Origin of the sequence: Sphingomonas sp. YR710, from assembly GCF_900101455.1 — a bacterium.
In the GTDB taxonomy this organism is placed as follows: domain Bacteria; phylum Pseudomonadota; class Alphaproteobacteria; order Sphingomonadales; family Sphingomonadaceae; genus Rhizorhabdus.
The window spans coordinates 47,925-66,425 of sequence record NZ_FMZJ01000021.1 but is presented as its reverse complement, the minus strand read 5'-3'; the positions used below and the strand labels follow the sequence as shown (position 1 = coordinate 66,425).

The window sequence follows — 18,501 nt, the reverse complement described above, 5'->3', positions numbered from 1 at the left end:
GATCCTCAACAGCGGCGCCAGCAAACGCGATCAGGTCGTGTTCGGCGTGGGCATGGGTTTCGGCTTCTAGGAGGAGGGGATCGCCGGGGCGGTCCTGCGGGGCGCCCCGGCGGCTTCTGCAGCGACAGGGAGCGCCAGCATGGTGACCATTTCCGCCAAGCCTTATGATTTCGAATTGCAGCCCGGCAAGGCTGCTTTGCTGATCATCGACATGCAGCGTGATTTCATCGAGCCCGGCGGGTTCGGCGCGATGCTGGGCAACGATGTCACGCAACTGGAGCGGACGATAGCGCCGCTGAAAGCCCTGCTGGCCGCCGCGCGTGCCGCCGGCATGCTCGTCATGCACACGCGCGAGGGCCACAAGCCCGATCTCAGCGATCTGCACGAAGCCAAGCGCGTGCGCGGCAAGGGCAGCACCACGATCGGCGACGAGGGGCCGATGGGGCGCATCCTGATCATCGGCGAGCCGGGGCACGATATCATCCCCGATCTCTATCCGATTGCCGGCGAGCCGGTGATCGACAAGCCGGGGAAGGGTGCCTTCTACGCCACCGAGTTGCAGGATCTGGTGGACCAGCATGGGCTCACCCAGCTCATCGTCTGCGGCGTCACCACCGAGGTGTGCGTCCATACCACGGTGCGCGAAGCCAATGATCGCGGCATGGAATGCCTTGTCCTGTCGGACTGCACTGGATCCTATTTCAGCGAATTTCACGAAACCGCCCTGCGCATGATTGCCGCACAGGGTGGCATCTTTGGATGGGTTGGCGATTCACCGGGCGTCATCGCCGCGCTCGCCGCACCGGCGGAACCGGAAGCGATCAGTTGAAGAGGGGGCTAGCATCATGAGCGTCACTGCGAAAGCCGGGCCAGCACCGGCGAAACTGCCCTGGTGGACACCAGGCGACTGGAACGCGTTTTTCGGCTTCGGCACCAACATATTGGTAAATGTGCTGGTGCTGACGGGTTTGTTGCGTTTCGTGCTTAAGCTTCCCGATCCGATCATCTTCGGCCGGATCTTGCCCGCGGTCGGGCTCATGCTGTTCCTGAGCACGGTGTATTACGCGTATCTGGCGCGCAAGCTGGCGATCAAGACCGGCCGTACCGATGTCTGCGCGTTGCCCTCCGGCATCTCGGTGCCGCACATGTTCGTCGTCGTATTCGTGGTGATGCTGCCGATCCTGCTCAAGACCAGCAACCCGGTCGAGGCGTGGAGCGCGGGGCTGACCTGGGTGTTCATCCAGAGCTTCGTCCTGATGGTCGGTGGCTTCATCGCCCCGGTCATCCGCAGGATCACGCCGCGCGCCGCCCTGCTGGGTTCGCTGGCCGGCATCTCGCTGACCTTCATCTCGCTGAGCCCTGGCGCGCAGGTGTTCATGACCCCGATCATCGGTGTCACCTGCCTCGCCGTGATTCTGGCGAGCTGGCTGGGCGGCCATCGCTATCCCGCCGGCATTCCGGGCGGCCTGATGGCGATCATCGTCGGATCGGCGATCGCGTGGGGCGGCCAGCTTCTCGGCTTCGAACTGGGCGGGATCGGCCCGGACAAGGTGAGCGGCGCGCTTGCCGACTTCGGCTTTCACGTGCCTTTGCCGGCCTTTGCGGAAGTGTTCAGCGGGTTCAAATATATCGGCGTGATTCTGGTCACCGCGATCCCGTTCGGCATCTATGATCTCGTCGAGGCGATGGACAATGTCGAGAGCGCCGAGGCGGCGGGCGATCATTTTCCGACGACGCGGGTGCTGACGGCAGATGGCATCATCAGCCTGATCGGCTGCCTGATGGGCAATCCGTTCATCAACGCCGTCTATATCGGCCATCCCGGCTGGAAGGCGATGGGCGGTCGCACCGGCTATTCGGCGGCGACCGGCGGGCTGATGCTGTTCCTGACCTGGTTCGGTGTCATCGGCCTGATGATGGCTATCATCCCGGCCGTCGCGCTGCTGCCGATCCTGCTTTACATCGGCATGCTGATCGGTGCGCAGGCCTTCCAGGAAAGCCCGCACAAGCATGCCCCGGCGGTTGTTTTGGCGATCGTTCCGACGATCGCGTCCTGGGGCGTTACCCAGATCAACAATGCGCTGGGGGCTGCCGGAACCGACGCGGGCAAGGTCGGGCTTGATGCGCTCGCCAACAATGGTGTGCTCTATCACGGCCTGCAGATCCTGGGCAGCGGCGCCACTTTGTGCGGCATCATCCTGGGCTCGATCACCGTGCTGATCATCGATGGCAAATTGGCGAAGGCGGCGTGTTTCGCGGCGGCGGGTGCGGCCCTCACCTTCTTCGGCCTGATCCATGCCGAAGCGATCGGCATCAACAAGACGCCGGGCGTTGCAGCGGCGTATCTCGTGGTCGCCATCTTCCTCTATGTCTGCTCGCTCAAGAAGATCGCGGTATCCGAAAGCGCGGTGGACGATGTCGAACTGGTGGCACAGGCGGCCTGATGATCGATAATGATGATGTGATGCGGCAGGCACGGATGGCGGGGTTGGAGATCGACCCCGCCTTTCTCCCCGGCGTCGTCCGCAATCTGGATATATTGATGGTGCAGGCGGCGCTGCTGATGTCACCGCCCATTGAACCCGAAATCGAGCCTGCGCCAGTATTCCGTCCATGAGGAGTGTCCGATCCTCCCCCTGGCGGGGGAGGATCGGAATTCCGGCGCCGAGCGGTAAAATCCGCTCGGACCTGTTAATTCTGCACCCCCATTGGCGATCGACGGAGCCCCACATATGACCCTTCTTGATCGCCCGATCGATCTCATGGGCGCCGCGATGATCGGCCAATCGGTGCGCGAGGGCCGTTTGTCGGCGGTCGCCGTCATTGAAAGTCGCCTGACCCGCATCGAGCGGCTCAATCCCCGGCTCAACTGTTTCACCGAGATCATGGCCGATCGCGCGCGATGGGAGGCCCATGCCGTCGACGCGATGGTCGCCGCCGGGCGCGATCCGGGGCCGCTGGCCGGCGTGCCGTTCGGCGTGAAGGACAATTATGATGTGGCCGGGCGGATCACGACCGCCGGCTCGATCATCAACTGCTCACGTGCTCCGGCGGGCGAAGACGCAATATTGTTGCAGCGCCTTACCGCCGCCGGTGCGGTGTTGGTCGGCACGCAGAATATGGATGAATATGCCTATGGCTTCACCACCGAGAATGCGCATTACGGTGCCACCCACAATCCGATCGATCTGGGTCGAAGTGCCGGCGGATCGTCTGGGGGATCGGCGGCATCGGTCGCCGCCGGACTGTGCGACTTTGCCCTCGGCACGGACACTAATGGTTCGATCCGTGTGCCATCGTCTTTCTGTGGCATTTTCGGCCTCAAGCCGACCTATGGCCGCCTGCCACGCACCGGCACATTCCCGTTCGTCCACGAGCTCGATCACCTGGGGCCTTTTGCGCGCAGCGTTGCCGATGTCGCGCTGATCTATGATGTCGTGCAAGGCTATGACGCCGGCGACGCCGCCTGTGCACGGCGGGATGCCGAGACGGTGCGGCATCGTCTCGATACATTGCCCTGTGGCACCAATGTCGGCGTGCTCGGCGGATGGTTCCGCGATCTGGCTGATGCGCAGGGGATATCGGCGGTCGCGGCGGTGGCCGATGCCCTTGGCGCGCGTGACACCGTCATTCTGCCCGACGCGGCCAAGGCGCGCGCGGCGGCCTTTGTGATGACATCGGCATCCGGCGGCAATCTGCATATCGAATCGCTGCGCGACCGTGCCGGCGATTTCGATCCCGCCACACGGGATCGTCTGCTCGCGGGGGCTTTGCTGCCGGCTCATGCCGTGCTGCAGGCGCAGCGTTTCCGAAGCCGATTTCATGCCCAGCTGATCGAAGCGTTTCGCCACCACGATTTGCTGCTCGCGCCGGCGACACCCTGCGCGGCGCCTTTGCTCGGTCAGCCTACCATCCGCGTGAACGGTCAAGATGTGCCGACCCGCGCCAATATCGGTCTGCTCACCCAGCCGCTCAGTTTTGTCGGCTTGCCGATCGTCGCGGTGCCCGTCCGCCAGGGCGGTCTGCCGATTGGGGTGCAGATCGTCGCTCCCCCCTGGCGCGAGGATCTGGCATTGCAGGCAGCCGCGGCGCTCGAACGCGCCGGCATCACCAGGACACAGGTAATCGAACCATGAATATCAATGAACCCGACGTGTTGGGCGCGGTCACGGCGGCCTTCGGCGCTTATGAACGCGCGCTGATGGACAATGATCTGGCGGCGCTCGACGCGTTGTTCTGGAATTCGAAACTCACCGTCCGTTTTGGGCCGGGGCAGAATTTGTACGGGATCGAGGCGATACAGGCCTTTCGCACCGCGCGCGTCGGCGGATCGCCCAAGCGCGCTTTGTCGAACACGATCATCACCACCTTCGGCAGCGATTTCGCGACGGCCAACACCGAATTTCAGCGCGTGGGTGCCGCCGGTCCCGGCCGGCAGAGCCAGACCTGGGTCCGCTTTGCCGAAGGCTGGCGGATCGTCAGCGCGCATATTTCCATGCTTGGTGAGGGCCATTGACGATGCTTCCGGCGATTCTCGATCTGGCTACGGTTCGCGCGCTCTACGCATCGGGGGGCTATAATCCCGCGGCGCTGCTCGCAGAGCTTTACGCCCGGATCGACGCCGGCGACCCGGCGGCGTTCATCACGCGTATGTCCGCGGTGGCGCTTGCCGCGGAAGCCGATGCCCTGATGGCACGCGCGCCGGAGCCCAACTCACTGCCTTTGTGGGGTATCCCGTTCGCGGTGAAGGACAATATCGATGTGGCAGGCCTCCCCACAACGGCGGCCTGCCCGGCCTTCGCCCATGATGTGGCCCAGGATTCGACGGTGGTCGCGAAATTGCGGGCGGCGGGTGCCATCGTCGTCGGCAAGACCAATCTCGATCAGCTCGCGACCGGCCTGAACGGCACGCGTTCGCCTTATGGCGCGCCGCGCTCGGTATTCAATGCGGACTACATTTCGGGCGGTTCGAGCTCGGGCTCGGCGGTGGCCGTGGCGTCGGGGCTTGCCAGCTTCTCGCTCGGCACCGACACGGCGGGATCGGGGCGGGTGCCCGCGGCGTTCAACAACCTTGTCGGTATCAAGCCGACACCCGGCCTGCTGAGCACCAGAGGCGTCGTTCCGGCCTGCCGCAGTCTCGATTGCGTGACCGTCTTCGCGCTGTCGGTGAGCGACGGCGCAGAAGTGCGGCGGGTCGCCGAAGGCTATGACCCCGCCGATATCTATTCGCGGCGCACAGCTCCCGTCCCCTTGCCGTCGAGGGGGCTGCGCGTCGGCATTCTCAAGGCAGGCGATCGCGAATTTTTCGGCGACACCGAAACCGCGCGCCTCTATGACGAAGCGATTGCGCGGCTCGATGAGACTCTCGTCGAGATCGATTTCACACCGTTCCGCGAGACGGCGGTGCTGCTGTACAATGGGCCCTGGGTGGCCGAACGGCAGGCCGCTTTCGAAAGCTTCCGCATAGCGGAAGCGGCGCTCGATCCCAGCGTCCGCATGATTACGTTCAGCGGCGTCGATCGAAGCGCGGCCGATGCGTTTCGCGGGCTCTACGAACTCGAAGCGCTCAAACGCCGCGCCGAGGCCGAGTGGGCGAAGGTCGACGTCATGTTGTTGCCGACCGCACCTACCACCTATCGTGTCGATGAAATGCTCGCCGATCCGATCACGCTCAACAGCCGGCTCGGAACCTACACCAATTTCTTCAACCTGATGGGATTGTCGGGGATCGCGGTCCCCGCCGGCTTCCGCGCCGATGGTTTGCCGGCAGGTGTGACGCTCGCCGCGCGGTCGTTTCAGGACGATGGCCTGCTGCCGCTGGCGGACAAGCTTCATCGCCTGGCAGCTTGCGGCGCGGGTCGTGATCGCGGTGCGGCCTTGGCGCAGCTTTCCCTGCCTACCGAGGCGGGCGAGCGCCTCGAACTCGCGGTCGTCGGTGCGCATTTGTCCGGCATGGTGCTCAATGACGAATTGCTCAGCCAGGGCGCGACTTTGGTCGCGCGGACGAAGACCACGGGCGATTATCGTCTGTTCCTGCTTCCGACCAAGCCGGCCAAACCCGGCCTGGTCCATGCACCGGGGCTCGACGGCATTGGGATCGAAATCGAGATATGGTCGCTTGACCCGGCCGTGTTCGGGCGTTTCGTCGCTGCGATTCCCGCGCCGCTCGGCATTGGCAAGATTCGGCTTGAAGGCGGGGGGGAGGTGTCGGGATTCCTGTGCGAGTCATCGGCGCTGGATGGCACAACGGACATCACCCGCTTTGGCGGTTGGCGCGGTTATATGGCATCGCTGGCCTGAGCGTCGTCTGCATGCAGGATTTGCAACGGAAGATGCTTAATCCGCAAAGCTACGGATATTGAATGTTCGAGGTACTTTTATCATTTCTCGGGTGAAGCCAGACGCACACCCCAACGCATCTGCTTCAAACCGAGCCCGCCAGTTATCCGCCTGGCGGGCTCACCGTCCGGGCGGTTGCCGTTCGCGCATCTCCGTAACGATGTGGGCTCCCCATAATCGACATTGAATTACGCGGATGACTTTGCCGACGATCAATTTCGTTCGTTTGCCGAACGGGCACGTTATGGCATAGTTAATGCGTCATCAGGATTCGATGGCCAGTCGTTGGTGCGGACTATGGTTGTTTGGCGAGCGTGATTTTTGTTCGCTGGAGAGGTGCTTCCTTGGGCAAGTATCAGATTGAATGGCCAATCGTTCTTCTTGCACTATCCGCAGCGACGATCTGGATCGCGGTGGAAAAGTTTCGCGATTGGCGCCGCAAGCTGAAGAAAAGGCGGGCGAAGGGTTTTCGCCGCATGCGGCCGCCGACGCATCGTGCGCGTTCGCCCTGGCAGGGGCCGCGTTCGGCGGCCATTCGGCATCGTTCGCACTGATCAGGAGCGTTCCGCCGCTCGTAGCAGGACGTATTCGCGGGCTAATTCAGCCGACAGCCATATTTTGGGGGATACCGGAAGATCCGGTTACTGGTCGGGGCGACAGGATTCGAACCTGCGACCCTTAGACCCCCAGTCTAATGCGCTACCAGGCTGCGCCACGCCCCGACCAAGGCTGCGCGCTTTAGGCAGGTCTGCAGCGGTTGGCAAGCGCCCGGTTGCATGATCGTGCATTACCGTGATAGGCGGCGCGCCGACCTCGGGCCGGATCTTCCGTGTCCAGCCTTATACCGGGAAGCCCAAATCTATGTTCGCATCACCCGCTTATGCTCAGGCCGCAGGTGCCGCGTCCGGCGGTGGCACGATGGCTATGTTCGTCCAGTTCGCGCCCCTGCTGTTCATTTTCGTCATCTTTTATTTCCTGCTGATTCGCCCTCAGCAAACCAAGCTCAAGCAGCATCGTGCGGCGATCGATGCGATCAAGAAGGGCGATACCGTCGTCACCGGCGGTGGCCTGATCGGCAAGGTAACCCGGGTCGACGAACACGACCTTGAGGTTGAGATCGCAGCCAACGTCCGCGTGAAGGCGGTTAAGTCGACCATCTCCGATGTCCGGGTCGCGGGCACGGGCAAGCCTGCCAACGATTGATCGATCGATGCTCGATTTCCCACGCTGGAAGATCATCGGCATCATCGGATTGATGCTGATCGGCGTATTGCTGTCGATCCCCACCTTCGTTCCGGAGGCGCTGACGGCGCAATATGGCTTGCCGCGCGTCAATCTCGGCCTCGATCTGTCCGGCGGCAGCCATCTGATGCTGGAGGCCGATACCGCCGATCTGGCCAAGCAGAATCTCGCCAAGATGGAAGACCAGGTGCGCACCGAGATGCGCCGCGGCGATCCGAAGATCGACATCGGTGACATCTCGACGACCGACGGCCGCCTGTCCTTTTTCGTGCGCAACAGCGCGCAGGTCGATGCCGCGCTGGAGCGTGCGCGGACCCTGACCAGCCCCAGTGGCATGACCGGCCAGCGTGACTGGAACGTCGCCGTCGTTGATTCGACGCGGATCGTCCTGACACCGACCAGCGCCGGCCTGGCCGCGGCCACCGATAGCGCGATGCAGGTCGCCACCGAAGTCGTCCGCAAGCGCATCGACGAAATGGGCACCAAGGAGCCGACGATCATCCGCCAGGGCGCTGATCGGATCGTCGTTCAGGTGCCGGGCCTGCAGGACCCGTCGGCGCTCAAGGCGCTGCTCGGCAAGACCGCGAAGCTCGAATTCAAGCTGGTCGACCTGACGGCCGATCCGGCGCAGGTGAAGCAGGGCCGGGCGCCGGTGGGCAGCCAGGTGCTGTCCTATCCCGACAATCCTTCGGGCGTGCCGTTCATTGCGGTCCAGCGCCGCGCGATCCTGACCGGCGACGAACTGATCGATGCCAAGCAGACCTTCGACAGCCAGGACAATGCCCCGGTCGTATCGATCACCTTCGACAGCCAGGGCGGCCGCAAGTTCGCGCGGGTGACGCAGGAGAATGTCGGCAAGCCTTTCGCGATGATCCTCGACAACAAGGTGATCAGCGCGCCGAACATCAACGAACCGATCCTCGGCGGGCAGGCGCGTATTTCCGGCCACTTCACGGTCGAAAGCGCCAACGAACTGGCGATCTCGCTGCGTTCGGGCAAATTGCCGGTGGCGCTCAAGGTAATCGAGGAGCGGACCGTCGGCCCCGATCTCGGCGCCGATTCGATCCGGGCGGGCACCCTGGCCTCGGTGATCGCGGCTGTCGCCGTCGTGGTGTTCATGTTCGTGAGCTACGGGCGGTTCGGTTTCTATGCCGATCTTGCGGTGATCATCAACATCTTCATCATCCTCGGCGTGATGGCCTTGTTCAACGCGACACTGACCTTGCCCGGCATCGCCGGCTTCGTGCTGACGATCGGCACCGCGGTCGACGCCAATGTGCTGATCAACGAACGCATCCGGGAAGAATCCCATCGCGGGCGCAATCCGATCCAGGCCGTCGAATATGGCTATAAGGAAGCGAGCCGCACGATCTTCGAGGCGAACGTCACCCACTCGATCGCCGGGCTGATCATGTTCGCGCTCGGCTCGGGCCAGGTGAAGGGTTTCGCGGTCGTGCTGCTGATCGGTATTGCGACGTCGGTATTCACTTCGGTCGTCTTCACGCGGATGATGGTGGCGCTGTGGCTGCGCCGCGCCCGTCCCCGCGCCCTCAACGTTTGATCGGACAACGGCCATGCGCCTGCTGAAACTCGTTCCCGACAACACCAATATCGGTTTCGTGCGCGTTCGCGTGATGGCGTTCGCCATCACCGCCTTGCTGACGATCGCCGCGATCGGTCTCGTCGCCGCGCGCGGCCTCAACCTCGGCGTCGATTTCGTCGGGGGGCTGATGATCGAGGCGAAATTCGCATCGCCCCCGCCGCTCGACAAGGTGCGCAGCCAGATCGATCGGCTCGGCGTCGGCGAAGGATCGCTTCAGCAGTTCGGCGATCCCAACACCGTGTCGATCCGGCTGCCGATCCCGGCGAGCACCGACGAAGGCGCCACCAACAAGGTCGTCAACACCGTCAGCGCTTCGCTGAAGGCAACCTATCCGGGCGTGACCTTCTCGCGTTACGATACGGTGTCGGGCAAGGTCTCGGGCGAGCTGATCCGCAACGGCCTGCTCGCGGTGCTGCTGGCGATCGTCGGCATCGCGATCTTCAGCTGGCTGCGCTACGAATGGCAGTTTGGCGTGTCGACCTTCGTCGCGATCATCCATGACGTGCTGATGACGCTCGGCTTCTTCGCGCTGACCCGGCTGGAGTTCGATCTCAACATCGTTGCGGCTGTGCTCACGATCATTGGTTACTCGATCAACGACAAGATGGTGATCGACGATCGTATCCGGGAAAATATGCGCAAGTTCCGTCAGATGGACATGCGCAGCCTGATCGATCTGTCGGTGAACGAGACCCTTCCGCGCACCGTGATGACGTCCTTGACGATCCTGATCGCGCTGGCATCGTTGTTGCTGTTCGGCGGGCATGTGTTGCGCGGTTTCACCGCGGCCATGATGCTTGGTATCGTGGTGGGCACCTATTCGTCGGTCTATGTGTCGTCGTCGCTGCTGATCACCCTCGGGTTGCAGCCGCAGAAATTCGACAGCAAGCCGAAGACCGGACGGCCCGATGCGGAGCGCGTGGCTCCGCGCAAATAGGCGATGGTGACGTTCGATCGCGAGCAGCCGCAGGGCGGGCCAGTCATCCAGGGTTTTTCCGGACGCGGCTTCCGGGTGGATGGTGTCGTTTATGACGGCGGCTTGTGGCTGACGCCGGAGCAGGCGTCGGACTGGCCGGCGCCGGCGATCGACGATCTTCGGGTCGAAGATGTCGCGGCGTTGCTCGACGGATCGCCCGAATTTCTGTTGCTGGGGACTGGGGGGGCGATGCGGCGCCCGTCGCAGACATTCACCGCTGCCGTCGAAGCGATGGGTATCGGTGTCGAGGTCATGGACAGTCGGGCGGCCGCCCGCGCGTGGATCGTCCTGCGCGGCGAGGGGCGGCAGATCGTGGCGGCGCTGCTACCGCTCTGACTCCCCTCCCTTGGCAGAGAGGGGCTTTTTTACGTCGCCCGAAACGCATCCACGATGCCCCTGAGATGCGCGTATAACGTCTCGGTATTGCGCGCCCATGTGAACTTCGCCGCAGCTTTCGCCACCTCCGCCTGCGCGGGTGGATTGGCGAGCAATTCGTTGATCGCCGCCGCGATCGCGGCCGGTGTGCGCTCGACGATCCGGCCGGCTGATGGGCTCTCCACCACTTCGCGCGCACCGCCGATATCGGCAATCACGATCGGAGTACCGCACGCTGTAGCCTCAACCCACACGTTAGCGAGGCCTTCGGAGGCGGAGGGAAGCGCCATCACGTCGGCGGCGGCGAACAAAGCCGGCAGATCCTCATGCGCCTTGGGGCCGATCAGCCGCACGCGATCCTGCAGGCCCCGCGCGCGGATCTGTTCCTCGAGCATCGCCTTGTCCGGGCCCTGGCCGACGATCAGCAGGGTCGCGCCGGGAATCTCGAGCATCGCATCGATCACCAGCGTCTGGCCCTTGCGCGCGATCAGATAGCCGACGGTGAGGATCAGCGGCCCGCTGATGCCGAGGGCCGCCTTGGCAGCGGCGCGGTCGATCGGGTGGAAAGATTCCTGATCGACGCCGGTGTGGTGTACCTTGATCCGTTCGGCGGGCATGCCGAGCGCGATCATGTCGTTGCGCATCTCTTCGGATACCGCGAGCAGGCCGTCGGCGGCCTTGCCCGCGGCCTGGATGGCGCGTTTGCAGGCGGGATTGTCGGTCCAGAAATGAATGTCGCCGCCGCGTGCCTTGATCGAAAAGGGCACGTTGAAATGGCGGGCGATCCGCATCGCCGCTGGTCCGTCGGGGTAGAAGAATTCGGCGTCGATCACATCGAACGGAAATTCACGATAGACATCGTCAAGCAGCGGGATAAGCGCCCAGGCGATTGAGAGCGGGTTCCAGCGTTTTCCAATGAACGGCAAGGTGCGGAACGGGTGGCGATAGACGGTCAGCCCCTTATATTGCTCGACCCGTGGCTGGCTGCTCAAACCCCGGTAATGCGGGTGGAGCTTGAGCAACGCCGTCGGTGGCACCGCGATTGGCGCTGCGACGCGGACCTCGACATCGGGCCGCGCGGCCAGTCCCAGCGTCTGCCTTTCGACGAACACGCCGAACGTGGGGCGGCTTCGGTCGGGATAGAGCGACGAAAGCGTCAGCACGCGCAACGTGTCCGGCTTTGCATTCGCACGGTTCGTTTCGCTCTCTTCGCCCATCATGCGATCTCCCATTGGCCTTGCCCTTTGGCTTCGCTAAGAAGCCCCCATGTTGCGCAACGTCACCCGCCCGATCATGCTGATGATCGCTGCCGCCCTTATCGCTCCTCTGGCCGGTTGTGCCACCGGGAAGAATAAGGCCGACACCAAATATGTCGCCCGCGATGTCGACACGCTCTACAATGCGGCGAAGGAGCGGCTCGCCCAGCGCCAGTATAAGCTGGCGGCGGCGCTGTTCGACGAAGTCGAGCGGCAGCACCCTTATTCGGTGTGGGCGCGCAGGGCGCAGTTGATGAGCGCATTCAGTTATTATCTCGCGCGCGAATATCCCGATTCGATCCAGTCGGCGCAGCGCTTCATCTCGATCCATCCCGGCAACCGTGACGCGCCTTATGCGCTCTACCTGATCGCGATCTCTCACTATGAGCAGATCCAGGACGTGACGCGCGACCAGAAGGTCACCCAGGAAGCGCTCGATTCGATGAACGAGCTGATTCGCCGTTATCCCGAATCGCGCTATGCGGCAGACGCCCGGGTGAAGGTCGATCTGATTCTCGATCATCTGGCCGGCAAGGAAATGGAAATCGGCCGTTTCTATCAGCGCCGTGCCGACTGGCTTGCCGCCGTCATCCGCTTCCGCATCGTGGTCGAAAAATATGATGGCACCACCCATGTGCCCGAGGCGCTGATGCGGCTGACCGAAAGTTATCTGGCGCTCGGCGTGCCGGCCGAGGCCGAACGGGCCGCGGCCGTGCTGGGGCATAATTATCCGGGCAGCAAATGGTACGAGCATGCCTATGGCCTGATTCGCAAGAAGGTCCCGACAGCCTGAGAGAATCGGCGGTTGGCGTGGGCGTAGAGCCTGCTCTACACAGCATGCGATGCTGACCGCACTCGCCATTCGTGATGTCGTTCTGATCGAGGCGCTCGACCTCGAATTCGGATCGGGCCTCGGCACGCTGACCGGTGAAACCGGCGCGGGAAAATCGATCCTGCTTGATGCACTGGGACTGGCGCTCGGTGCGCGCGCCGATAGCGGCCTTGTTCGCAACGGTGCGGCGCAGGCCGTGGTCACCGCCAGCTTCGAACTGTTCATGGATCACCGGGCGGCGGGCCTGCTGGCTGAAAACGGGCTCGATATCGAACCCGGCGAGCCTTTGATCATCCGCCGCATCGTCAAGGCCGATGGCGGCAGCCGCGCGTTCGTCAACGATCAGCCGGCTTCGGCCGGGCTGCTGCGCGAGCTTGGTGCGATGCTGGTCGAGATTCACGGACAGCATGACGATCGCGGCCTGCTCAATCCGCGCGGCCATCGCGCGTTGCTCGATGCATTTGGCCGCCTCGATGCGCGTGCCGTCGGCGATGCCTGGCGGGCGTGGCGGGAGGCCGAGGCCGCGCTGGAAAGGGCCCGTACCGATCTTGCAACCGCCGCGCGCGATCGCGAATGGCTCGATCATGCGGTCGCCGAGCTGACCGGCTTTGCGCCTGAGCCCGGCGAGGAGGCGACGCTCGCCGCGGAACGTTCGGACATGCAGAAGGGTGCACGGCTCGCCGAGGATCTGATCTCGGTGTCCGCGCATCTCGATGGATCGGAGGGCGGGCTGGCAGCGCTCCGGCAGGCGGCGCGGCGGCTCGACCGAATCGCGGGCGAGCACCCTTCACTTACCGAGGCGCTGGCCGCGCTCGACCGCGCGGTGATCGAAGCGTCCGAAGCGGAGGACCATCTCGCCGCCGCCGCTCAGGCGTTGAGTTTCGATCCGGCGCGGCTGGAGTCGGTCGAAACCCGGCTATTCGAGCTGCGTGCGCTTGCCCGCAAGCATCGGGTAGATGCCGATGCGTTGGCGGATCTGCGCGACGAGTTGGCAGCGCGGCTGGCGCTGATCGTCGACGGTGACGCCGGCATGGCCAGGCTTGAGGTTGGCGCGCGCGCGACACGCCAAACCTATCTCGATCTCGCCGAGGCGCTCAGTGATGCGCGGCGGGCTGCGGCGGCGCGGCTCGATGCCGCCGTGGCCGGAGAACTGGCGCCGCTCAAGCTCGACGCTGCGCGCTTCCGCACCGTCGTCGATCCGCTACCCGAAACGCAATGGGCTGCGGGTGGTCGTGATCGCGTCGAATTCGAAATCTCCACCAATCCGGGTGCGCCGTTCGCGCCGCTGATCAAAATCGCCAGCGGCGGCGAACTTTCGCGCTTCATCCTCGCCCTCAAGGTCGCTTTGGCGGACGAGGGGGGCGCCGCGACGATGGTCTTCGACGAAATCGATCGCGGCGTGGGCGGCGCGGTGGCCAGCGCGATCGGCGAACGATTGGCACGCCTGTCCACCCGGGCGCAGGTGCTGGTCGTGACGCACAGCCCGCAGGTCGCCGCACGTGGCACCAATCACTGGCTGATCGCCAAGAGCCATGACGGCCTCGTCACCCGTACCGGCGTCCGCCCGCTTGACGCCGGCGAGCGCCGCGAGGAGATTGCCCGGATGCTATCGGGCGCTGAAGTGACGGCCGAGGCACGCGCGCAGGCGGCAAGGTTGCTGGAGACGGCGTGAAGCGTGCGGGCTTGGAAGTTGTCGGGTTGATCGGCTGTTTCACGCCTCTCAGATTATTCAGGCTGCGGCTCATTCCTTCCGTCCAAGCGCGCTAGCTCAGCATCGCACATGGCGCGTATCGGCGCGAGTTCCTGCGCCGCCGCCCATACGAAGGCTGGAACGACCGAGAGATAGTCATGGCTGGCGATGTTGCGAAATCCCGTCATCTGTTTCCATGGCAACGCCGGGTAACGCGCTTTGAGGCCGTCGGGCAGTTTCTTGCAGGTCTCGCCGATCATGGAGAGGCGATACGTGATGGCATCCAGCGCATCCTGATCACGCAGCAGATTCTCGAACGTCTTGCCGCGCAGCGTTTGCTCGACGCGATCGAGGAGGATGTTGAGTTGATCCAGCAGATCGCCGGCCCCTTGACCCATCAGAAAACCCTGACCATCTCGGCCTCGACGCGCTCCCGCATTCTTGGCCTCAATGCCATACGGGGGACGAAATCGACGTGGGTCTGCAGCGCTTCCGAAAGGTCAACCTGCAGGCCGGCCTGATCGAACAGGCTGAATCGCCGCTGTGGTAACACCTCGAACAACAGATCGATATCGGAGTCATCGCGCGCCACATCGCGAGCGACCGAGCCAAACAGGTAAAGCGCTGATATGCCTTGGGCGCGCAGGGCCGTCTCCATGGGCTTTAGCTTCTCCAGGGCGATGGACCGTTTCATGCGGTGATTTTGCGGGAGAATGACTGGACGCGCAAGCAGGGTAAAGCAGCACTGGAAGCGGTTCGCGGCGACGTGAGAAGGCAGGCCGCCCGGCTGGGAAGCCCCTATTTGCCATCCAGTTCGGGTAAGCCCACTGTCGAGGGCGGCGGGCTTACTGTCACTTTATCGTCGATTGACACCACTTCGCGGTCGTGGCCGATCTGGACGGGCCCCGCATAGCCGGCCAGCCGAACCCGTGCGATGATCGCGTCGTCGCCTGTGCGGCCGGGCAGTTCCTTCTTCACGATATGTGAAAAGATGGCGAGCTTCGGCTGCGCTTCTTTCAGTAACTCGGCCGCCTGTTCGGGGGTGGTGAGCTTGGCCAGTACCATCTGCATCTCCGGGCGGCTGGTGAGGCGCGGGCTGAAGGCGATGACATTTTGCACGAGCAGGTCAGCGCCCTTCGCGGCCGTCACCAAATTCGGTGTCAGTGTGGTATCGCCCGAGAGGACGACGCTGTGCCCCGCGCGATCGATGCGATAGCCGAACGCCGGATCGCCGTCGGCATGCTTCACGGCGAACGCGGTGACGACCAGCCCGGCGCGCTCATAGACCTTGCCCGGTACGATCTCGTGCACCGTCACTTCGAGCCCCCAGATCGTGTTGAACCTGTCAACCCGACTGTCGATGTCATGTCCATACATCGCACGCATGCCGGCGATCATCTTGTGGGTGCCGGGCGGTCCCCAGATTTCGAGCGGGGCGGTGCGGCCGAGCAGGAACCATGGCGTCATCCACAGATCGGGCAGGCCCGCGATATGATCGCTGTGGAGGTGGGTCAGGAATATCCGTGTCACCCATTTGGGGTTGATACCCTGCTCGTAGATCTGTTGCATCACGCCGCGGCCGGCATCGAACAGCAGCAGTTCGTCGGGCGCCTCGATCAGGGTGGCGTAGCCCTGACGATCGGGCGTGAGTTCGGGGCCGCCGGTGCCGAGCAGATGGACGAGCATGGTGGGGGCGGCGTTGGCCGCGTTGGTGCCGAGCAACAGCATGGCGAGGAGCAGGAGTTTGCGCATGATTTCCCCTTCGATCCGATCGTCGCACTTCCGTTCGGGCTTTGCTAGAGACAGAACCAGACCTGGAACCATTCGTCACCCTCGCGAAAGCGGGAACCCATCGACACGGATTGCAAGAGGTCGAACGTGCCGCATCCGTGGGTTCCCGCGTACGCGGGAATGATGATTAAAGAGAAAGGACCCGAACATTCATGGGTCAGATTGCAAACCCCGCCACCATGACTCCCGAGCAGGCCGAAGCGCGGCTCGCTTGGCTTGCCACGGAGATCGCGCGGCATAATGCGCTCTACCATGCCGAGGACGCGCCCGAGATTACGGACGCCGAATATGACGTGCTGGTGCGTGAGAATAGCGCGATCGAAGCGGCTTTCCCTGCCCTGCGCCGCGCGGATTCGCCCTCGCAAAAGGTGGGCGCGGCGCCGGCCGGCCATCTTGCCAAGGTCGCCCATGCCCTGCCGATGCTCAGCCTCGACAATGCCTTTGCCGATGAGGATGTCGCCGAGTTCATCGCGCGCATCCGGCGTTACCTGAGCCTCGATTCCGGTGAGCCCGTGGTGCTGACAGCCGAGCCGAAGATCGATGGCTTGTCCTGTTCGTTGCGTTACGAAAAGGGTGTGCTCGTGCTCGCGGCAACGCGCGGCGATGGCATGACCGGGGAGGATGTGACGGCGAATGTCCGCAGCATCGATGATATTCCCGATCGACTGAGCGGTCCGGTGCCCGACATTTTCGAGGTGCGTGGTGAGGTCTATATGGCCAAGGACGCCTTCGTCGCGCTCAACGAACGGCTGATCGCCGACGCCGAGGATCCCGCCAAGGCGCGTCAGTTTGCCAACCCGCGCAATGCGGCGGCCGGTTCGCTGCGGCAAAAGGATCCGGCGGTGACGGCATCGCGGCCGTTGCGTTTCCTTGCGCATGGCTGGGGCGAAGCCTCCGCTCTGCCGGCCGACACGCAGAAGGGCGTGATGGATGCGATTGCCGATTGGGGCCTGCCCGTCTCCGACGATCTCGTGCGGGTCGACGGGCTCGAACAGACGCTCGCCCATTATCGCGGGATCGAGGCGCGCCGCGCCGATTTGCCGTTCGATATCGATGGAGTCGTCTATAAGGTCGATCGGCTCGACTGGCAGAAGCGGCTCGGCTTCGTCGCCAAGGCGCCACGCTGGGCGATCGCGCACAAATTTCCCGCGCAGCAGGCGCAGACCACGCTGAATGCGATCGATATCCAGGTCGGCCGGACCGGCAAACTGACCCCCGTCGCGCGGCTTGAGCCGGTGACGGTGGGCGGGGTCGTCGTCACCAATGCCACGCTCCACAATGCCGACGAAATCGTCCGGCTGGGCGTTCGCCCCGGTGATAGGGTCGTCCTTCAGCGCGCGGGTGATGTGATCCCGCAAATCGTCGATAATCTGACGCGTGATGTAGTGCGCGAACCCTATATATTTCCGCAGACGTGCCGCGAATGCGGATCGCTTGCCACCCGTGAAGAAGGCGAAGTTGATTATCGCTGCACCGGCGGGCTGATCTGCCCGGCGCAGCGGGTCGAGCGGTTGCGCCATTTCGTGTCGCGCTACGCGCTCGATATCGAAGGGCTCGGCCTCACCCATATCGAAAGTTTCTTTCATGATGATCTGATCCATTCGCCCGCCGACATCTACCGGTTGCATCTGAAGCGCGACGAACTGATCGCTCGCGAAGGTTGGAAGGACAAATCGGTCGACAATCTGATTGCGGCCATCGAGGCCAAACGCACTCCTCCGCTCGATCGGCTGCTGTTCGGACTCGGGATTCGTCATGTCGGGCAGGTGACGGCAAGGGACCTCGCGCGGCGCTATCGTGATTGGAACGGGCTTGCCGATGTGCTGGCGCATATTGCCGATCATCGCACGGCAGCGGTGCCGGCGGTCGGCGAGACCCACGACAAATTCCGTCAGCGCGTCGCGAAAGAAATGGCGGCGATCATCGAGACGCCAGGTATCGGGCCGGAAGTCGCGCACGCGCTCGCGGATTTCTTCGCGGAGCCGCACAACCGGGCGGTCGTCGACGATTTGCTGGGGCAGGTTCAGGTGCAGCCTGTCATCCATGAAACCCGGGCGTCATCGGTGTCGGGCAAGACTGTGGTGTTCACGGGCAGCCTCGAAACCATGTCGCGGGACGAGGCGAAAGCGCAGGCCGAGGCGCTGGGAGCGAAGGTTTCCGGTTCGGTATCGGCCAAGACCGATCTGGTCGTCGCGGGGCCGGGAGCGGGCTCCAAGCTCAAGAAGGCGGCAGACCTCGGTATCAAGACGATCGATGAGGCGGGTTGGGCAGAAATTGTTTCGAATTCGTAACAAATAGCTATCCTGTCATTTGGCAAAATTCTGTCCAAACGGGCTTCGATTTCGAATTGCGTTGATCGTCTTCATGCCTATTGTGCTGCAATGCGGATGGGCGGGG

Annotated in this window: 17 protein-coding genes and 1 tRNA gene; 13 read left to right on the top strand and 5 right to left on the bottom strand. The window is 63.6% G+C overall.

Annotation, left to right across the window (positions count from 1 at the left end; translation table 11 throughout):
* Positions 1-139 precede the first annotated feature (139 nt).
* The 6 genes from BLS13_RS18775 (at position 140) to atzF (ending at position 6,300) form a co-directional block, all read left to right on the top strand.
* A complete protein-coding gene (locus BLS13_RS18775; RefSeq protein ID WP_093454420.1) occupies positions 140-829 on the top strand; it encodes a cysteine hydrolase family protein in 690 nt (229 codons plus the stop codon).
* A 16-nt stretch (positions 830-845) separates the two neighbouring features.
* On the top strand, positions 846-2,444 hold the full coding sequence (locus BLS13_RS18770) for a regulator (RefSeq protein WP_093454419.1): 1,599 nt from the start codon (positions 846-848) through the stop codon (positions 2,442-2,444).
* The gene (locus BLS13_RS18765) at positions 2,444-2,617 is read left to right on the top strand and encodes a DUF4089 domain-containing protein (RefSeq protein ID WP_093454417.1); all 174 of its coding nucleotides are present in this window, start codon (positions 2,444-2,446) and stop codon (positions 2,615-2,617) included. The genes BLS13_RS18770 and BLS13_RS18765 overlap by 1 nt, the downstream gene beginning before the upstream one ends.
* 115 nt (positions 2,618-2,732) lie before the next feature.
* Positions 2,733-4,136, top strand: coding sequence for an AtzE family amidohydrolase (locus tag BLS13_RS18760; RefSeq protein ID WP_256325975.1), 1,404 nt, complete (start codon positions 2,733-2,735; stop codon positions 4,134-4,136).
* Positions 4,133-4,516 (top strand): oxalurate catabolism protein HpxZ, encoded by a 384-nt coding sequence (gene hpxZ, locus BLS13_RS18755; RefSeq protein WP_093454416.1) that lies wholly within the window; start codon positions 4,133-4,135, stop codon positions 4,514-4,516. The genes BLS13_RS18760 and hpxZ overlap by 4 nt, the downstream gene beginning before the upstream one ends.
* 2 nt (positions 4,517-4,518) lie before the next feature.
* A complete protein-coding gene (gene atzF / locus BLS13_RS18750; RefSeq protein ID WP_093454414.1) occupies positions 4,519-6,300 on the top strand; it encodes an allophanate hydrolase in 1,782 nt (593 codons plus the stop codon).
* Between the two features lie 684 nt (positions 6,301-6,984).
* Here atzF and BLS13_RS18740 read toward each other — a convergent pair.
* Positions 6,985-7,061 (bottom strand) — tRNA-Pro (locus BLS13_RS18740).
* A 139-nt stretch (positions 7,062-7,200) separates the two neighbouring features.
* On the opposite strand from BLS13_RS18740, the gene yajC reads away from it, so the two are divergent.
* From yajC to BLS13_RS18720, 4 genes are read left to right on the top strand one after another with little or no spacing between them, the layout of a single operon-like run.
* Complete coding sequence (gene yajC / locus BLS13_RS18735; protein ID WP_093454411.1) at positions 7,201-7,542, top strand: preprotein translocase subunit YajC; 342 nt, start codon at positions 7,201-7,203, stop codon at positions 7,540-7,542.
* 7 nt (positions 7,543-7,549) lie between these two features.
* The gene (secD, locus tag BLS13_RS18730) at positions 7,550-9,142 is read left to right on the top strand and encodes a protein translocase subunit SecD (protein ID WP_093454410.1); all 1,593 of its coding nucleotides are present in this window, start codon (positions 7,550-7,552) and stop codon (positions 9,140-9,142) included.
* A gap of 13 nt (positions 9,143-9,155) precedes the next feature.
* Entirely contained in the window at positions 9,156-10,121 is a 966-nt protein-coding gene (gene secF, locus BLS13_RS18725; RefSeq protein WP_093454408.1) for a protein translocase subunit SecF, read from the top strand.
* Positions 10,122-10,124: 3 nt separating this feature from the next.
* Positions 10,125-10,496: an Mth938-like domain-containing protein gene (locus BLS13_RS18720; RefSeq protein WP_093454407.1), complete on the top strand. Its 372-nt coding sequence runs from the start codon at positions 10,125-10,127 to the stop codon at positions 10,494-10,496.
* Between the two features lie 29 nt (positions 10,497-10,525).
* Here BLS13_RS18720 and BLS13_RS18715 read toward each other — a convergent pair whose 3' ends face one another.
* Positions 10,526-11,755 (bottom strand): glycosyltransferase, encoded by a 1,230-nt coding sequence (locus BLS13_RS18715; RefSeq protein WP_256325974.1) that lies wholly within the window; start codon positions 11,753-11,755, stop codon positions 10,526-10,528.
* 46 nt (positions 11,756-11,801) lie between these two features.
* Here BLS13_RS18715 and BLS13_RS18710 point away from each other — a divergent pair, with 46 nt between their 5' ends.
* Together BLS13_RS18710 and recN are read left to right on the top strand one after the other, a co-directional pair.
* Complete coding sequence (locus BLS13_RS18710; protein ID WP_093454405.1) at positions 11,802-12,584, top strand: outer membrane protein assembly factor BamD; 783 nt, start codon at positions 11,802-11,804, stop codon at positions 12,582-12,584.
* 49 nt (positions 12,585-12,633) lie between these two features.
* The gene (gene recN, locus BLS13_RS18705) at positions 12,634-14,295 is read left to right on the top strand and encodes a DNA repair protein RecN (RefSeq protein ID WP_093454404.1); all 1,662 of its coding nucleotides are present in this window, start codon (positions 12,634-12,636) and stop codon (positions 14,293-14,295) included.
* Positions 14,296-14,348: 53 nt separating this feature from the next.
* On the opposite strand, the gene BLS13_RS18700 is transcribed toward recN, so the two are convergent.
* From BLS13_RS18700 to BLS13_RS18690, 3 genes are all read right to left on the bottom strand, one after another.
* Positions 14,349-14,711, bottom strand: coding sequence for a HepT-like ribonuclease domain-containing protein (locus BLS13_RS18700; RefSeq protein ID WP_093454402.1), 363 nt, complete (start codon positions 14,709-14,711; stop codon positions 14,349-14,351).
* Complete coding sequence (locus BLS13_RS18695; RefSeq protein WP_093454400.1) at positions 14,711-15,007, bottom strand: nucleotidyltransferase family protein; 297 nt, start codon at positions 15,005-15,007, stop codon at positions 14,711-14,713. Before BLS13_RS18695 ends, BLS13_RS18700 begins: the two co-directional genes overlap by 1 nt.
* Positions 15,008-15,111: 104 nt before the next feature.
* Positions 15,112-16,065, bottom strand: a complete 954-nt coding sequence (locus tag BLS13_RS18690; protein WP_176943679.1) for an MBL fold metallo-hydrolase — start codon at positions 16,063-16,065, stop codon at positions 15,112-15,114.
* A 218-nt stretch (positions 16,066-16,283) separates the two neighbouring features.
* Between BLS13_RS18690 and ligA the strand changes: the two genes are divergently transcribed.
* On the top strand, positions 16,284-18,395 hold the full coding sequence (ligA, locus tag BLS13_RS18685; RefSeq protein WP_176943680.1) for an NAD-dependent DNA ligase LigA: 2,112 nt from the start codon (positions 16,284-16,286) through the stop codon (positions 18,393-18,395).
* The last annotated feature ends 106 nt before the right edge of the window (positions 18,396-18,501 follow it).

What these genes read in the sequence shown, in the direction of transcription:
- BLS13_RS18775 (WP_093454420.1), top strand. Translation starts at nt 140, where the DNA reads ATGGTGACCATTTCCGCCAAGCCTTATGATTTCGAATTGCAGCCCGGC.
- BLS13_RS18770 (WP_093454419.1), top strand. Translation starts at nt 846, where the DNA reads ATGAGCGTCACTGCGAAAGCCGGGCCAGCACCGGCGAAACTGCCCTGG.
- BLS13_RS18765 (WP_093454417.1), top strand. Translation starts at nt 2,444, where the DNA reads ATGATCGATAATGATGATGTGATGCGGCAGGCACGGATGGCGGGGTTG.
- BLS13_RS18760 (WP_256325975.1), top strand. Translation starts at nt 2,733, where the DNA reads ATGACCCTTCTTGATCGCCCGATCGATCTCATGGGCGCCGCGATGATC.
- hpxZ (WP_093454416.1), top strand. Translation starts at nt 4,133, where the DNA reads ATGAATATCAATGAACCCGACGTGTTGGGCGCGGTCACGGCGGCCTTC.
- atzF (WP_093454414.1), top strand. Translation starts at nt 4,519, where the DNA reads ATGCTTCCGGCGATTCTCGATCTGGCTACGGTTCGCGCGCTCTACGCA.
- yajC (WP_093454411.1), top strand. Translation starts at nt 7,201, where the DNA reads ATGTTCGCATCACCCGCTTATGCTCAGGCCGCAGGTGCCGCGTCCGGC.
- secD (WP_093454410.1), top strand. Translation starts at nt 7,550, where the DNA reads ATGCTCGATTTCCCACGCTGGAAGATCATCGGCATCATCGGATTGATG.
- secF (WP_093454408.1), top strand. Translation starts at nt 9,156, where the DNA reads ATGCGCCTGCTGAAACTCGTTCCCGACAACACCAATATCGGTTTCGTG.
- BLS13_RS18720 (WP_093454407.1), top strand. Translation starts at nt 10,125, where the DNA reads ATGGTGACGTTCGATCGCGAGCAGCCGCAGGGCGGGCCAGTCATCCAG.
- BLS13_RS18715 (WP_256325974.1), bottom strand. Translation starts at nt 11,755, where the DNA reads ATGATGGGCGAAGAGAGCGAAACGAACCGTGCGAATGCAAAGCCGGAC.
- BLS13_RS18710 (WP_093454405.1), top strand. Translation starts at nt 11,802, where the DNA reads ATGTTGCGCAACGTCACCCGCCCGATCATGCTGATGATCGCTGCCGCC.
- recN (WP_093454404.1), top strand. Translation starts at nt 12,634, where the DNA reads ATGCTGACCGCACTCGCCATTCGTGATGTCGTTCTGATCGAGGCGCTC.
- BLS13_RS18700 (WP_093454402.1), bottom strand. Translation starts at nt 14,711, where the DNA reads ATGGGTCAAGGGGCCGGCGATCTGCTGGATCAACTCAACATCCTCCTC.
- BLS13_RS18695 (WP_093454400.1), bottom strand. Translation starts at nt 15,007, where the DNA reads ATGAAACGGTCCATCGCCCTGGAGAAGCTAAAGCCCATGGAGACGGCC.
- BLS13_RS18690 (WP_176943679.1), bottom strand. Translation starts at nt 16,065, where the DNA reads ATGCGCAAACTCCTGCTCCTCGCCATGCTGTTGCTCGGCACCAACGCG.
- ligA (WP_176943680.1), top strand. Translation starts at nt 16,284, where the DNA reads ATGACTCCCGAGCAGGCCGAAGCGCGGCTCGCTTGGCTTGCCACGGAG.